Source organism: candidate division WOR-3 bacterium (assembly GCA_039801365.1).
GTDB lineage: Bacteria > Hydrothermota > Tepidihabitantia > Tepidihabitantales > Tepidihabitantaceae > JBDRUN01.
In genome coordinates this window covers 1-11,880 of sequence record JBDRUN010000081.1, presented here as the reverse complement: position 1 = coordinate 11,880, position 11,880 = coordinate 1, and the positions used below count along the sequence as shown (strand labels likewise).

Sequence of the window (11,880 nt, the reverse complement as noted above, 5' to 3'; positions counted from 1 at the left end):
AGGTTCCGGTCAGACTGGTTCTGCCTGCAGTGCCCGAAGAAAGTTCCAGTTTGTACCTTGTTGTCAGTGTGACAAACCCGGCCGAGTTCACCGACACGGTGAGGTTCAGGGTTCGCCGGCCCGAGGCACCGCGGATGGAGACGTTCATCTCCGCAATAGACGGTTCGTGTCAGTACTACGGCATCCTGTATCCGAAGGACTACGACCGTTCCCGTCGGTACGGTTTGATTCTTTCCTTGCATGGCGCAGGTTGTGAAGCCAGCGGCCAAGTTGAAGCCTACAGGCCAAAAGACTGGGCGTTTGTTGTTGCCCCCACGAACCGCCGTCCCTACGGATTTGACTGGCAGGATTGGGGAAGGCTTGATGCGCTTGAAGTTCTTGACCTTTGCCTGGGCAAGCTGCCGATTGACCCAGAGCGCGTTCTTCTTACCGGTCATTCAATGGGTGGGCATGGCACGTGGCATGTGGGGCTTGCGCATCCGGACCGGTTCGCGGCACTGGCTCCATGTGCGGGCTGGCCAAGTTTTCAGCTCTACATTCCTTGGTTTCTGCAGCGGAGCGAGACTTTTGCTGAGCCGGACCAGCTTGCAGTCCGTGACCGGGCACTCGCTCCCGACAATGTGCCGGCTTTGCTTCCCAATGCGCTGAACCTACCAGTGTTTATTCTGCACGGCGCGGACGACGACAACGTGCCGACATTTCACGGTCGCAGCTTCGCCGGCTGGCTTAGCGAACTCAGATACGATTATCAGTACAAGGAAGTTCCGAATCGCAGCCACTGGTGGCAGTATGAGGCTGAGTCACTGAGCGTCATTGATGACGCTGACCTTATGGCCTTTTTGGCCGAACAGCGTCGCAATCCGGGACCGCGGCACATCCGGTTCCGTACCGCAGATCTAGGCCAGTCGAACCGTGCCTACTGGATGACAATCGAACGAGTACGCACCGTCGGCCGGATGGCTGAGATAGAGGCTTGGGCCGAGGATACGCTTGTGCGAGTCCGGACAAGAAACATTGCTCAGTTGTCGCTTGATCTTGACGAGCGGCTGTTCTTTCGTACGACCGCCGCGATTGAGATTGACGGTCAGAATCTCGGCAAGGTCAAAGCTCTACCTGCCCACATCGTCGCACACCGGGACAAGGGGCAGTGGAGACTCGGGCCGGCGCGCGCGGCAGGGCGGCGCAAGGTTCCTGGACTCTACGGTCCAGCAAAACAGGCGATGTTCAGGCCGTTCGTTATCGCCTATGGCACACAAGACCCTGCTTTGACAAATTTTCTTGGCCATGCCGCGGCCCAGGAGGCGATGCGCTGGTGGCAGCGTGCCAACGGCCTAGCCGAGGTCATTCCCGATACTGAGGTAACACGTGAACACGTTGAGCAGTACAACATCGTCCTGTACGGCGGCCCGGGTGAGAACAGCTACACGCGTCGCATCAGCCCAGGTCTGCCCATCCGGGTAAGCGAAGGCCAGATGTTTCTGGATGACCGGAAACTCGGTTCCAGTCTTGCTTGCCTTTTTGTGTTTCCGAACCCAGACAATCCTGATCGGCTGGTCCTGGTTCGGATGGGCACAGACCCGGCAAGTACCAGGCTTTCGATGTTCTGGGGCTTAGTGTATTCAGGTGCCGGCGTACCTGACTTTATGGTCTGGGATACAGGAGTCCGGCGACTGGGCTGGGCCGGGGTAAGAGCTGCTGGTTTCTTTGATCCTTTCTGGCGTCTAGACCCGGTCTCAACCTGGATTCAGGAGTAGTCGATGTCGTCGGTAGTGCTTGCGGCACCGGCTAAGGTGAACCTTGGGTTGTGGGTTGGGTCGAGGAGGCCTGACGGCTATCACGAAATCGTCACCATCGTCGTGCCGCTGGAGTTTGGGGATAAGGTATCAATGACGCGGGCTGCCAAGGGTATAACCGTGACGACCGATTCGCCGGCGGTGCCGAATGGGCCGGCCAATCTTGCATATCAGGCTGCTGAGCGTTTTCTTGCTGCAGCCCATGTCAGCGCCGGGTGCCGCATTCGCATAAAGAAGCGTATTCCGGTCGGGTCGGGGCTGGGCGGCGGTTCTTCTGATGCCGCAACCGTGCTTCGCGGCATGAATCGGCTGTTCGGCCGACCACTAACCCCAGCCCAGCTCATGGCGATTGCCCGGAAAGTGGGCTCTGACGTACCGGCGCTGTTGTTTGGCCGGGCCTGTGTTGCTCGTGGTCGAGGTGAACGTCTGCGACGGATTGGTCTGCCGCGGCTCAACGTTATTCTTTGCCCTACAGGATACGCTGTGCAGACCGCCTGGGCGTATGCTGAACTTGACCGGTGGCGTGCCAGCATGGTCTCACGCGGCCGGGCCGAGGCAGCCAGCCGCGTGGGCGGCCAAGTTTTGCCGGATTTGACAGGGCCGGGGAATTGGCCTAAGATACTCGCCGCAAGATTGAGGCGAGGAGAACTGGAGCAGGCAGCCCGCCTGATGCGGAATAGCTTCGAGTCCGTTGTGTTCCGCCATCACCCTGACCTCGCAAAGGTGAAGCGGCTGCTGTATGAGAACGGCTGCTTTGCGGCGGGACTCTCCGGTTCCGGCAGTACGGTCTATGGCCTGATGGAGAAGGCCGTGCAGGACCCGATGGCCGCCCTGAAACGGCAAGGTCTTTCCTGCATTAGAACCAGTTCCATTCAGGCAAAGCATGAGTTGAAGTCTGACCGATGAGAACCATCGGTCAGAGGTTGAGAGTATAGGTCTGACTTGTTTCACCGGGGCTTGATTTTGGGGCGTCGTCTAATGGCTAGGACCCAGGATTTTGGATCCTGTTGTGGAGGTTCGAATCCTCCCGCCCCAGGGTAATAGGATAAAGGCGGAAAGCGAGGCTGTATGGAGCCACAACTGAAGGTGTTTTGTGGCCGGTCCAACCGGCCGCTGGCAGAGAAAATCTGCCGCCGGCTCGATATACCGCTCGGCGCGGCCGAGGTGCGCGACTTCGCTGACGGCGAAATCCGAATCAACATCTGCGAGAGCGTGCGGGGCTCGGATGTCTTCGTCATCCAGTCGACTCACCCGCCAGCCGAGCATCTGCTCGAACTGCTCCTGATGCTTGACGCGCTCAAACGGGCCTCAGCCGAACGAGTTACCGCGGTCATACCCTACTTCGGCTATGCCCGACAGGACCGAAAGGATGAACCGCGTGTGCCGCTGTCGGCCAAGCTTATTGCTAATCTCATTGTCCGTGCCGGCGCCGACCGCATACTGACCATGGAACTCCATGCCGAGCAGATTCAGGGTTTCTTCGATATCCCGGTGGACCATCTCTACTCCGTGCCCATTTTTATTGACTACTTTGCCCGGACCGACAAAGAGAATCTCGTTGTTGTTGCGCCGGATGCAGGTCGGGCCAATCGGGCCCGGGGCTTTGCCCGGCGGCTTGGCACCGACATCCCGATCGCAATCATTGATAAGCGACGGGCTGCGCCGAACGAAGCTGAGGTGATGAACTTGGTTGGTCAGGTCGCAGGACTCCACGCACTTATCTACGACGACATGATTGACACCGGTAATACACTAGTCGGTGCAGCCGATGCGCTTATCCATCACGGTGCGAGGACAGTAATGGCGGTGGCGACCCACGGAGTGCTTTCCGGTACCGCGGTTAGCCGCATTGCCGAATCCCGGATCAGCCAGGTCATTATCACCGATACGATTGAACTCAGGCCCGAACAGCAGAACAAGAAGCTCGAAGTACTTTCAGTCGCACCGTTGCTGGCCGAAGCAATTCTGCGTATCCATCGCGGTGATTCGGTCAGCTCGCTGTTTGTCTAAACTAAGTGAGGTAACATGGCATACGTAATTAAAGCGAGTCCGAGAAGTGAGACCGGTAAGGGCCCGGTGCGCCGGCTGCGCCGGAACGGGTCGGTGCCGGCAGTGATGTACGGTCACGGTGACCCTTCGACCCTCTTGACTCTCAACTCCCACGACTTCAACCGGCTGCTTGAGAATCTACGCGGGCACAGCCCGGTCGTTGAGCTTGACGTTGACGGTCGTTCCGAGCGGTGCGTCATCAAGACAATCCAGCGTAATCCGATTGATGGCTCATTGCTGCATGTTGACTTTCAGAAGGTTCACCCGACCGAGAAGATAACCATCAATGTGCCGGTGATTGTACGCGGTACGGCCGAGGGCGTGAAGTCGGGCGGCATGCTCGACCACCTGTTGCGCGAGATTCCAGTCCGTGCGACAATTGACCGGATTCCTGAGCACTTTGACATTGATGTGACCCGGCTGGGCTTGGGGCAGAGCGTGCACGTTTCCGACCTTGCGGCCGAGGGCCTGGAGTTCGACGTTCCGCTTGACACCGCAGTTGTGACTGTGCTTGTGCCACGCAAGCTGGCTGCAGCTCAGATTGAGGCCGAGGCCGCGGCAGCAGCCGCACCGGCCGAGGGCGCGGCAGTGGCTGAGGAATCCAAAGAGCCGGAAGTAATCAAGCAGAAGGTCAAGGAAGAGGAGCCGGCTGAGGAAGCGAAGGAAGGCAAGAAACCGGAAAAGACCGAGAAGAAAGAGAAGAAGTAACAACCTTGGGTTTTGAATCGCCGGAGTCCGGCCGGAGACTGGAAAGTGGAGTGAGCGCGTGACTGTGTTCGGTCTAGGCAACCCCACTGACCGTTATGCTGGTACCCGCCACAACATCGGGTTCATGGTGCTGACGACTTTGGCGCGACGTGTCCGCGCTCGATTCCGTCACCTTCCGGGCAAATCCATTGCCCGCAAGGAGTTTGGTGGCGAGCGGCTGGTACTAGTCAAGCCGCTTCTCTATATGAATGAATCCGGCGTTGTGGTGCGTGAGCACCTAAGCCAGGAGCCGGACCGGTTCCTGGTTGTTTGCGACGACTTGGCCCTGCCGTTTGGCCGGTTGCGGCTGCGTGCCCGTGGGTCGGACGGTGGGCACAAAGGTCTGGCTTCGGTAATCTACCATCTTGGGACACAGGATTTTCCACGATTGCGTATTGGTATCGGTGCACCTGGTGCGGACCAGGACGGAACCGAATACGTGCTTGCGCCGTTCTCCGCTGAAGAAACCGAACTCTTGCCCGAGATTTTGGGCCGGGCTGCTGACTGTTGCCTTGCGGTCCTTACCCAGGGTCTTGAGGCGGCGATGAACCGCTACAATCCGGATACTACTAGACAATTGAACGCCAGACCAGAGACCACCACCACCAGACTGGGAGAGTTCAGAGTGCAAGGTCCAAAGACCAAAGTCATGTCATGAAGGTCGGCATCGTCGGGTTGCCCAACGCGGGTAAGTCGTCGCTTTTCAACTTGTTGACCAATGCCCAGGCAAGGGTTGACTGTTACCCGTTTACTACGATTGAGAAGAATGTCGGTGTTGTGTCGGTGCCGGACGAACGGCTCGAGGCTATTGGCCAGCTTACCCGGCCGGAGAAACTTACGCCAGCGCACATTGACTTTGTGGACATTGCCGGTCTTGTCAAAGGAGCAAGCAAAGGCGAGGGGCTAGGAAACAAGTTCCTGGCTCACATCCGCGAAGCCCATCTCATCCTTCATCTCGTGCGCAACTTTCCTTCGACCAACGTTCTGCACGTATTCGACGCCGTTGACCCAGACCGGGACGCCGCAGTCGTCGAGACCGAGCTTGCGCTTGCCGACCTTGCGGTTGTTGACAGGAAACTGGAGCACGTGCGCAAGGAGCCGAAGTCGGCGGAACATGACCACCTGCTTTCCGCGCTGGAAAAACTCAGCGCCGCACTGGCGCAGGGTTTCTTCTTACCCGAGTTGTCGGTAGACGAGCGGTCTGCGGTCCGGCCACTGCATCTGTTTGTGACTAAGCCGACGTTGTACGCGGTCAACTGCTCTGATTCCGAGCCGGCTGACCCTGGCAGGTTCCCCTGGCTCGCAGCCCGGAACGCACTGCTCATTTCGTGTGCGCTTGAGCAGGCGATGAAGGACTTCAACGAACAAGAGAAGGTCGAAATGCGAATCAGTCTCGGCCTTGCTGCCGAAGGACCGGCCGCGCTGGTTGTCCGCGGCTTTGCCATACTGGACCTTATTCGTTTCTACACGGTCAAGGGTGACGAGTCCCGAGCCTGGGCCGCGCCGCGTGGTATCACTGCGCTTGAGGCTGCGAGCATGATTCATTCCGAGATTGGAGCCGGTTTCATCAAGGCTGAGGTGGCAACGTACTCAGACCTGGTTGCGGCCGGTAGTTTTCAGGCCTGCCGGGATGCCGGCAAAGTCAAGGTCGAAGGCAAGAACTACGTCGTGCAGGACGGCGACGTCCTGCATATTAGATTCAGAACCTAGTAACAGGAGGACACTTGGAACACTACGAAGTAGCAATGCTTCTGAGTCCAGACTTCTCGGACAAGGACGTCGAGAGATTTGCCCAAGAAACCAAGGAGATGCTCTCAAAGTTCGGCGCGACGGACATTGGCGAGGAGAAGATCGAACGCCGGGCTTTCGCCTACCCGGTTAAGAAGCACAACGAGGGCTTCTACGTTTTTATCGGCTTCAATGGTCCACCCAGCCTGCCCGGCGAGGTGCGGACTGAACTCCGGCACCGAGAAGGACTCTTGCGTCTGGCGTTCATCCGCAAACCTGAAACACCGGCAGAACCTGAGTTGTCGGTCGAACCTGAGCCTACCGCCGAGCCGCAAACAGAACCTGCAGCCGAAGCACCGCCCGCGCCGGTGGATGAATTGCAGCCGGAGGTGAAAAATGACTGAGCAGAATAACGACGCCAGAACGCGCACTTCGGCTCAGCTTCGACTGGGCTCGCTGAACGTGGTGCTGCTCATAGGACGGGTCACGATGGACCCGGACCTGCGCTATACGCCCAAAGGCACACCGGTCATCAGTTTCCGGATTGCGGTAAACCGCCGGTACAAGGACCAGGCGACGGACGAGTGGAAAGACCAGACCGGTTTCTTCTCAGTGAACGCCTGGGGGCAACTCGCCGAGCGGCTTGGGGAAACAATGAAACGCGGCTCGGCGGTGCTCATCGAAGGTGAGCTGAGAAGCCGGACGTACGACACGAAAGCAGGCGAAAAGCGGAGCGTAGTTGAAATCTACGCCCGCCGGGTTCAAGTCCTCGACCGGAGTCCGGCCGAGCCAGGTGCGGTGCCAACAGAGCCCCAGCCACCTGATGAGGAATTTGAACCTCAGACCGACCAGCTCGACGACATACCGTTCTAGCGAAGCGTCAGGGACTCGACGCCTGAGGAGCGGTCCTTAGCACAGAGGGATTTGGCAGGACTTGAGTTCCGTGTTCTGGCTGCGGGCTTTTCTGACTATTGTCCTTCTGGCGTTCCTTCTCTGGATACTGGCGGCACACCTTTCAGATCTTCGTAGTGCCACACGTAGGGTAAGGGGAACCACACCCGTACCGGCTGCTCATAGTTGTTGGCCGGCGTGAAGCGTGCTTTCATCGCTGCATCCAGCGCGGCAGAATCAGCTTCCTTGTAGCCTGATGATTCTACAACCCTGGCCGCGAGTACTGAGCCGTCGTAATCCACCAGTGCTTCGACCGTTGCCTGGCCGCTGAAGGCGAACTTGAGCAGCTCATCCGGATAACCAGCCGGAGGCGCGGCGATTGGTTCCGGCGGTCTGGTCACGCGGTAGAAGGAACCGAGATGTTTGAAATCAGCCAACAGCGGCACGACGTAGTCTGCCCAGTAACGGAGCATCGAGGTGCAGTTGAAACGAAGCACTACCTCCTGGCCTTGTACCAGGACAGTACCAGAATCTGGTGCCTGACCGACGACGAAGAACTGAGCCGAGTCAGACGAATCGGTGTATACCTGCTCGAACTTCACCTCGACGCCGATTTTGCGCAAAACCTTGCTGGCCGAGTATACATCTTGGCCGACACACCAAGGCATCCTCGGCGCTTCTGCATCTTGACCAGACCCGGAAGCGACGAGGAGTAGATTCAACATTGCGCCAATGACAACTAACCTGTTCATACCTCAGACTAGGAGTCGGCGGCCCGGTTGTCAAGCCTGTCAAGCAAGGCCTCGAGCGCCGGGTGTCTGACGCCCGATATTCGGGTTTGATCTTGGAGTGCCAAGGCCTGTCTGCGCTTTCGAGGCGGTGGCAAACTGCCGCACTCCGCGATCTGATCTCGTTGCGGTTGTGGTGAGACTTAGTTGGCCGCGTGCTTGACTGGCCCGACTGTGCTTCTAGAATTCAAGTGTGCCGGTGCGTTGCGGGTGGTTTCAATCGAACAACCCGCAGCGGCTAGACATTGCAGGCCGAAGTGGCGGAACTGGCAGACGCAGTGGACTCAAAATCCACCGTTCAGCAATGGACTTGTGGGTTCGACTCCCACCTTCGGCACTACCTGCCGACCAAGCACCAAGACACGAAGGTCATCAAGTCCAAGAGCAGATAGTATTGCGAGTCGGAGCCAACCGCAGTCGGCTGCAGGCTGTTGGTGGCTAGGCTAGCTTGCCAAGTTTGATTTCAGTTACGGTCAGGAATCTTAGCTGCCAGTTCGGCCGGACATAGGCCACGCGGTCAACAAGGAAACTACCTGATTTCACTCTGGTTCTGATGCGGTTGTATATCCGCAGGGTCTCTTCCGGACCAGGTGTGCCGTCGGTGATGCTGATATGGGGAATGAAGTCCTCAGTATGGGGCAGGTCGGTATTGAACAACCCAGTTGCGTGCAGGGTATTGCGTAAGGCAATAATCCGGTCAGCAGGCTGAACCTCAAACCAGATGCACGGATAGGGCAAGAAGTTCCGAATTGGACCATACCTGACTTCGAACGGATCGAACTCAACCAGAATCTGCCGCACCTGCTCAAGTGCGGTCCTGTCTGGGTCCTGTCGGAACGGCTGGGCCACGGTGATGTGTGGGGGGATGCGCTGCGCTGATAACGAGTCGTACTTGCGACGCAGCCGCCCGATTCTTTGTCTCACCGGATCCGGCGGCAGGATAACAAGCGAACCGGGAAGATACGGTATCTCCCAGCCTTCTGGTTTGCGCGTCGCCGGAACAACTTCTTTGGTCGCCTGGGCGCCGGTATTCATCTACGGCCTACTTCAGGCCACGGAACACCGGGAACGTGGACATCACCGGCCGGTGATCAGACACCACCGCTTCGTATCGGCTTACTTCGTCATCCAGTCGCAGGGTTTGAGTTATGCCGCCTAGGTATTCCGCGAGCGCGTCAGTTGTCACCATTATGTGATCAATGAGCAATCCGGTGTAGATGTAGGACCCGTACCTGGTATTTCCGGCCAGTGACATGGTCAGGAAACGGTAGTTGGTCGAGTCGTCAAGGAAACGCTGGAATATGTTCCATTGCGGCGGGTCTTCAAGAAGGTCATTCCAGTCTCCGGCGACCACGAAGTCGAGTTCAGGACCTTGGGCCAGGGCCTGGTCAATGTAGTCCTTGAGCAGCCGGCACGTGGCCCGGCGCAGAGCCTGGTCGCTGGAAGAGCCGCCGGCCTTTAGGTGCAACACGATGAGCCGAAAATCAAATGTCTTGCCATTGTAACTCGCCGTCACAGTCATCTCCAGCGGTGGTCTTGTGACCGAATCGTTGCCCCAGAACAATTGGCGCACGCCTGTTAGCGTGACCACTGATGTTTTGTAAACAACCCCGGTCTTCTGGTAGAAGGAGCCGTAGTCGTCCCTTGAGTATAAACCGGCATATCCTGTGAGTCCGGACAGGAGCCGGTGAAAGGCAAGTGTATCGGCAATCTCCTGAAGGGCATAGATGTCGAGGTCGAGTCGCGCCATCAGCGCTCTTACACGGTTTACAGTAGAATCGTCCAGTTTCGGAAAGTTCTCGATGTTCCAGGTGGCGATTTCCAGGGTTGTATCGGTTCCCCGGGGCAGGACAAGACTGTCGAAGTCCACCCAGAACGTCCGGTACGCACTCGAGGAGCGTGCACCCGAGTCGTCAACTGCCTGGATGTGGAACTCGTGCTGGCCCAGAGACAGTTTTCTGATAGTAAGTACCGTGTCTTCAGTCCAGTTCTTGGCTGCAGAGTCGTCGAGCGCGTACCAGAATCCGGTGACGGTTCCATCCAGGTCTTTGCCTGCCCAGGCAAAGACGGCGCTGTCGGTTGCAATCGTGCCGCTCGGGCCTTTGGTGATGACCACAGTCGGCGGAATATTGTGTTTCTGCGGGCCGGACTCACACCCGGCCAGCAGAAGCCAGCCTAGAGCAAGGGTGGCGAACGCCCGGTGCGATTCCGGCTTTACAATCGGTAACGTACTTTCCTGCAAATCACTATCCCAGCGGATAGCAAGAGCTGGGTAGCTTGGCGTACCGGCTCTTGCATCCTCTAATGTCGCTCCTTGTTACCGAGCGACGACAAACTTTCTGACCGCGCGCAACGTTCCGGTTTCCAGCCGGCAGTAGTAAACTCCACGGCCGACCAGACGACCTGACTCGTCCCTACCGTCCCAGACAACCAGGCGCTGGCCAGCGGGCAGGACACCTGATTCTAGTTTTCTCATCAGCACGCCTTCGGCAGAGTAAACCGCAAGTTCTGCCTGGACCGAACTCGTCAGCGCGTAGCGCACGAGTGCAGACCCTCTGACTGGATTCGGCTGAACATCGTACAGGCCGGACCACGCCACCGCGCCCGGCGATTCGCGGACGCCTGAAGCCGAATATACGCGCACTGTGTCGGTCAAAATGTTGTTCTCAGGAATCATTTCCTTCCGGCCGCTGACCGTGCAGCGTACCTGGAAAGTACCTACCTGAGTCACGTTCCAGTCACGCAAGGTCGCGGTTTTGATGTTGCCCGGCTGGAGCGCGACATTGACGCTTTCTTCGTAGAAGGTCCCGATGCACAGTTTTACCTTGGCCATGTCAGCCCAATTGCCCAGATTCTGCACCACGACCTTTGGTACGACGACCGCACCGGAGTCAACGCTGTCCGGAGGCGCGATTATCTCTGTCACCGCAAGGTCATAGACATATACCGTCACCGTGCCCGTTATCCGGTTGTTGCTCTTGATGTCGTCGCCATCCAGCTCGGTCGAGCAACTTACGGCAGCCGGTCCGCGCAGAAGCGGAGTCCAGGCTGGAAACTCGACGTACCGGGCCGTGTTCGGTGCGTGTCCGGTAACTGTTGCCGTCTGGTTGTAAACACTGCCGATCTTCATCCGGACCGGGTAGTTCTCGGTGTAGGTGCCATAGTTATAGACTGAGCATGCTGGTACCACAGTCGCCGCCGAATCCACACCGCCTAGTGGCGCAAGCAGCACCTTAACTCCGACGTCGTGGTCAATCGGGTTGGGCAGCCACTGTAGAATCACGTTCCTGATTGCCGTCTCGTTGAATCCCTCGGCGATGTAGCGGATTATGCCATTGGCGTCAACTACGTAGTTCAGAGGGATGTACCCGTTCTGGCGGTACACCGCCCAAGTGCTCATGTTATCCCGCCAGTGAAGATAGGTGTACAAGCGGGCGTAGTTCTTGACTATCTCCATGTTCTCATTGAGATTGACCGCCAGGCCGGCAAACCCATTGTCGCCGTAGTCATCGAACATCGCCTGTACTCGCGGTAACTCCGCGAGACAGGACCCTCAAGTGCTTTGCCAGAAAAATATGAGGACGACCTTGCCGCGCAGTTCGGAAAAGGAATGGTTCACCCAGGCTGTATCCGGCAGGGTGAAGTCTGGCGCGGCATCACCGACGCGCAGCACTGCCTGCGCAGTGGCAGGCAGCAGTGCCGCAAGAGTGAGTGCGGCCACGGACACATGCTTACGCATAGACACCTTCTTTGTTTAGTGCTTACCGCTGGCAACATTCTATCCTGCCGGTCCGATACGTCAAGGCAGCGCGTTGCCTCACCAAAAATGTACTCGAAGCTACCCCGTTGCCTCACGTAAGAAAAGTACTCGAAACAGGAGGCAT

Annotated in this window: 12 protein-coding genes, 2 tRNA genes and 1 pseudogene; 10 read left to right on the top strand and 5 right to left on the bottom strand. The window is 57.9% G+C overall.

Annotated elements, in window-relative coordinates; genetic code table 11:
* The 9 genes and pseudogenes from ABIL25_09280 to ABIL25_09240 form a co-directional block, all read left to right on the top strand.
* Positions 1-1,754 (top strand): prolyl oligopeptidase family serine peptidase (locus tag ABIL25_09280; GenBank protein ID MEO0082462.1); only part of this gene is annotated, 1,754 nt, incomplete at its 5' end.
* A 3-nt stretch (positions 1,755-1,757) separates the two neighbouring features.
* Positions 1,758-2,699 (top strand): 4-(cytidine 5'-diphospho)-2-C-methyl-D-erythritol kinase, encoded by a 942-nt coding sequence (ispE, locus tag ABIL25_09275; GenBank protein MEO0082461.1) that lies wholly within the window; start codon positions 1,758-1,760, stop codon positions 2,697-2,699.
* A 58-nt stretch (positions 2,700-2,757) separates the two neighbouring features.
* A tRNA-Gln gene (locus ABIL25_09270) sits at positions 2,758-2,829 on the top strand.
* Between the two features lie 32 nt (positions 2,830-2,861).
* Complete coding sequence (locus ABIL25_09265) at positions 2,862-3,803, top strand: ribose-phosphate pyrophosphokinase (GenBank protein MEO0082460.1); 942 nt, start codon at positions 2,862-2,864, stop codon at positions 3,801-3,803.
* 15 nt (positions 3,804-3,818) lie between these two features.
* The gene (locus ABIL25_09260) at positions 3,819-4,550 is read left to right on the top strand and encodes a 50S ribosomal protein L25 (protein ID MEO0082459.1); all 732 of its coding nucleotides are present in this window, start codon (positions 3,819-3,821) and stop codon (positions 4,548-4,550) included.
* A gap of 58 nt (positions 4,551-4,608) precedes the next feature.
* Positions 4,609-5,151, top strand: a pseudogene (pth, locus tag ABIL25_09255) (aminoacyl-tRNA hydrolase).
* Positions 5,152-5,243: 92 nt separating this feature from the next.
* Positions 5,244-6,299 (top strand): redox-regulated ATPase YchF, encoded by a 1,056-nt coding sequence (ychF, locus tag ABIL25_09250; protein ID MEO0082458.1) that lies wholly within the window; start codon positions 5,244-5,246, stop codon positions 6,297-6,299.
* Between the two features lie 14 nt (positions 6,300-6,313).
* Positions 6,314-6,721, top strand: coding sequence for a 30S ribosomal protein S6 (rpsF, locus tag ABIL25_09245; GenBank protein MEO0082457.1), 408 nt, complete (start codon positions 6,314-6,316; stop codon positions 6,719-6,721).
* On the top strand, positions 6,714-7,190 hold the full coding sequence (locus ABIL25_09240) for a single-stranded DNA-binding protein (protein MEO0082456.1): 477 nt from the start codon (positions 6,714-6,716) through the stop codon (positions 7,188-7,190). The genes rpsF and ABIL25_09240 overlap by 8 nt, the downstream gene beginning before the upstream one ends.
* 95 nt (positions 7,191-7,285) lie before the next feature.
* On the opposite strand, the gene ABIL25_09235 is transcribed toward ABIL25_09240, so the two are convergent.
* Entirely contained in the window at positions 7,286-7,960 is a 675-nt protein-coding gene (locus tag ABIL25_09235) for a TonB family protein (GenBank protein MEO0082455.1), read from the bottom strand.
* 287 nt (positions 7,961-8,247) lie between these two features.
* Between ABIL25_09235 and ABIL25_09230 the strand changes: the two genes are divergently transcribed.
* Positions 8,248-8,333, top strand: a tRNA-Leu gene (locus tag ABIL25_09230).
* 101 nt (positions 8,334-8,434) lie between these two features.
* On the opposite strand, the gene ABIL25_09225 is transcribed toward ABIL25_09230, so the two are convergent.
* The 4 genes from ABIL25_09225 to ABIL25_09210 all read right to left on the bottom strand — a co-directional run bounded on the left by ABIL25_09225 (position 8,435) and on the right by ABIL25_09210 (position 11,735).
* Entirely contained in the window at positions 8,435-9,031 is a 597-nt protein-coding gene (locus ABIL25_09225; GenBank protein MEO0082454.1) for a 2'-5' RNA ligase family protein, read from the bottom strand.
* 7 nt (positions 9,032-9,038) lie between these two features.
* A complete protein-coding gene (locus ABIL25_09220) occupies positions 9,039-10,238 on the bottom strand; it encodes an endonuclease/exonuclease/phosphatase family protein (GenBank protein ID MEO0082453.1) in 1,200 nt (399 codons plus the stop codon).
* 75 nt (positions 10,239-10,313) lie between these two features.
* The gene (locus ABIL25_09215) at positions 10,314-11,513 is read right to left on the bottom strand and encodes a FlgD immunoglobulin-like domain containing protein (protein ID MEO0082452.1); all 1,200 of its coding nucleotides are present in this window, start codon (positions 11,511-11,513) and stop codon (positions 10,314-10,316) included.
* A gap of 36 nt (positions 11,514-11,549) precedes the next feature.
* Positions 11,550-11,735 carry a redoxin domain-containing protein gene (locus ABIL25_09210; GenBank protein MEO0082451.1) on the bottom strand — a complete coding sequence of 62 codons (186 nt, stop codon included), beginning with the start codon at positions 11,733-11,735 and terminating at the stop codon, positions 11,550-11,552.
* Between the last annotated feature and the right edge of the window lie 145 nt (positions 11,736-11,880).

Excerpts from the sequence above, each read along its gene's own strand:
- ispE (MEO0082461.1), top strand. The coding sequence starts at position 1,758 with ATGTCGTCGGTAGTGCTTGCGGCACCGGCTAAGGTGAACCTTGGGTTG.
- ABIL25_09265 (MEO0082460.1), top strand. The coding sequence starts at position 2,862 with ATGGAGCCACAACTGAAGGTGTTTTGTGGCCGGTCCAACCGGCCGCTG.
- ABIL25_09260 (MEO0082459.1), top strand. The coding sequence starts at position 3,819 with ATGGCATACGTAATTAAAGCGAGTCCGAGAAGTGAGACCGGTAAGGGC.
- ychF (MEO0082458.1), top strand. The coding sequence starts at position 5,244 with ATGAAGGTCGGCATCGTCGGGTTGCCCAACGCGGGTAAGTCGTCGCTT.
- ABIL25_09240 (MEO0082456.1), top strand. The coding sequence starts at position 6,714 with ATGACTGAGCAGAATAACGACGCCAGAACGCGCACTTCGGCTCAGCTT.
- ABIL25_09235 (MEO0082455.1), bottom strand. The coding sequence starts at position 7,960 with ATGAACAGGTTAGTTGTCATTGGCGCAATGTTGAATCTACTCCTCGTC.
- ABIL25_09225 (MEO0082454.1), bottom strand. The coding sequence starts at position 9,031 with ATGAATACCGGCGCCCAGGCGACCAAAGAAGTTGTTCCGGCGACGCGC.
- ABIL25_09215 (MEO0082452.1), bottom strand. The coding sequence starts at position 11,513 with ATGTTCGATGACTACGGCGACAATGGGTTTGCCGGCCTGGCGGTCAAT.
- ABIL25_09210 (MEO0082451.1), bottom strand. The coding sequence starts at position 11,735 with ATGCGTAAGCATGTGTCCGTGGCCGCACTCACTCTTGCGGCACTGCTG.